The organism is Lentibacillus salicampi, from assembly GCF_004565465.1.
Taxonomy (GTDB): domain Bacteria; phylum Bacillota; class Bacilli; order Bacillales; family Amphibacillaceae; genus Lentibacillus; species Lentibacillus salicampi.
The window spans coordinates 1-2,019 of sequence record NZ_SRHY01000098.1; the positions used below are offsets into that span (position 1 = coordinate 1).

Below are 2,019 nucleotides of genomic sequence, written 5' to 3' on the forward strand. Positions count from 1 at the left end.
GAGTGCGGGGAAACTTGCACGCTCCTTGTTGAGCAGGTTGCGCCTTGCAAGCTCAAAGAGCGCATGCAGCCTGAAATGGCTGCCTTGATAAAGCTTAGCCAGCAGTCATGTACCGAGTCTTGCGTGGTGATATGGCAACATACACGGCGAAGCGTAGACAGGGAGATGAACAGGCCGGAATAAAGTGAAAAGGATAATTAGCCCCGAAATCACACGAATTGTGAAGTAGCCGACCTGGTCTTGCTATGGGGAAGGCAAAAAACGGCATCACCGATAAAGGCGAGGAGATGCTCCGTTGCTTCCGGGGTTCGTACCTACGGCATGTCATCAAGTGGGCTCTTTGGGAACAAGGGAGGTCCGGCAGGCTTCCGCAGGAAGGCGGATAGAGTTGGACAAGCCTTACAAAGCGAGGAAAACTCGAAGGCCTGCCGGAAGTCTTACTGACTGATAGTACTCTGAGGTAGGGAAAGCCTACTACGTGGGGAAGCGGTCAGCAGAAATGGAATCTTTTCTAAGGAAACATGGGCTCCATTCAATGGGAGGATACGGGCCTTCATACAAAGGGAGGGGAAACCCAGTCATGACAACGAAATTAGAAAGAATAGCAGCGAAAGCAAAGAAGGAATCAACACTACAATTTACGTCTTTGACTCACCATGTCACGAAGGAACTGATTTGGAAAAGTCTCCATCATATGCCAGAGGATACAGCACCCGGGATAGACGGGGTAACAGCTACCGAAGCCCAAAGAAATTTTCCGTTATGGGCTGATAAGATGATGCGTGATATCCATCAGAAAGGCTATAAACCGCCTGCGGTGCGCCGAGTTTGGATACCTAAGCCGGGAAAAGCGGAAAAGCGTCCAATTGGTGTGCCTGCGGTGGCTGATCGTGCGTTACAAAGAAGTACAGCACACGTGCTTTCGGCCATTTATGAGCAGGACTTTCTCGACTGTTCATTTGGTGGAAGACCAGGACGTGGGGCCCACCATGCATTGGCTACACTCAATGAAATCATATCCGGTAAGAAAGTTGGCTGGGTTCTTGAAGCAGATTTGAAGAATTACTTTGGCAGTCTTGATCATGAGTGGATGATGAAATTCGTCCGGCATCGGATCGGAGATCCGAGAATTCTTAGCCTTATACAACGATGGTTAAAGGCAGGAGTTATGGAAAATGAAGAGATTGTAAGAAGCAAACAGGGAACCCCGCAAGGTGGGTCAATCAGTGTTTTGTTAAGCAATATTTATCTTCATTATGTTTTGGATCTGTGGTTCGAAAAGAGTGTCAAATCAAAGCTTAAAGGAGAAGCTTATCTTATTCGGTACATTGATGATTTTATTGTCTGTTTTCAGTATCGTGCCGATGCCAAACGTTTTCACGATGCACTCCAGCGTCGATTGGGTAAATTTGAGCTCAGGTTAGAACCCGACAAAACGGGATTAGTTGAGTTTGGGCGGTTTGCCAAGAAGCATGCCAAAGAATGGGGAAAGAAGTTAAACACCATTTATTTTCTGGGGTTTACACACTACTGCACCCAAAACAAGAAAGGAAACTTTATGGTGGGACGAAAGACGGAAAAGAGTAGGTTGAAAAGAAGTATTACAAAGATGCAGGAAACATTGCGGTACATTCGACATTGGCCGATACAGGATCAAGTAATCAAAATCAACCAAAAGCTACAAGGGCACTATAATTATTACGGTGTAGCAGGAAACTTAGAATCACTATGCAGGCTATACAATGAAACAGAAAAGTATTGGCGAAAGATGTTGAGTAGCCGGAGTCGGAAAGGATATGTAAACTGGGAGAAATTCCAGCATATTAAGTCCCTGTTTCCATTGGTACGTCCGAAGCTTTCAATTCCATATGGAAAATTGAAAGGGTACGTACGGCTGTGAAACCATTTCTGAAGAGCCCGGTGCGGGAAATCTGCACGCCGGGTTCTGTGGGGGTTGAGGCCACCAATTGGGTGGCCCTTCTACCTGGAGGAAAAGCTGGAGATAACTTCAAAGGCTTA

1 protein-coding gene is annotated in these 2,019 nt (G+C 46.5%); it reads left to right on the top strand.

What is annotated here, in order from left to right; genetic code table 11:
- Window positions 1-580: 580 nt before the first annotated feature.
- The gene (gene ltrA / locus E4U82_RS19445; RefSeq protein ID WP_245183664.1) at window positions 581-1,900 is read left to right on the top strand and encodes a group II intron reverse transcriptase/maturase; all 1,320 of its coding nucleotides are present in this window, start codon (window positions 581-583) and stop codon (window positions 1,898-1,900) included.
- Window positions 1,901-2,019: the final 119 nt, after the last annotated feature.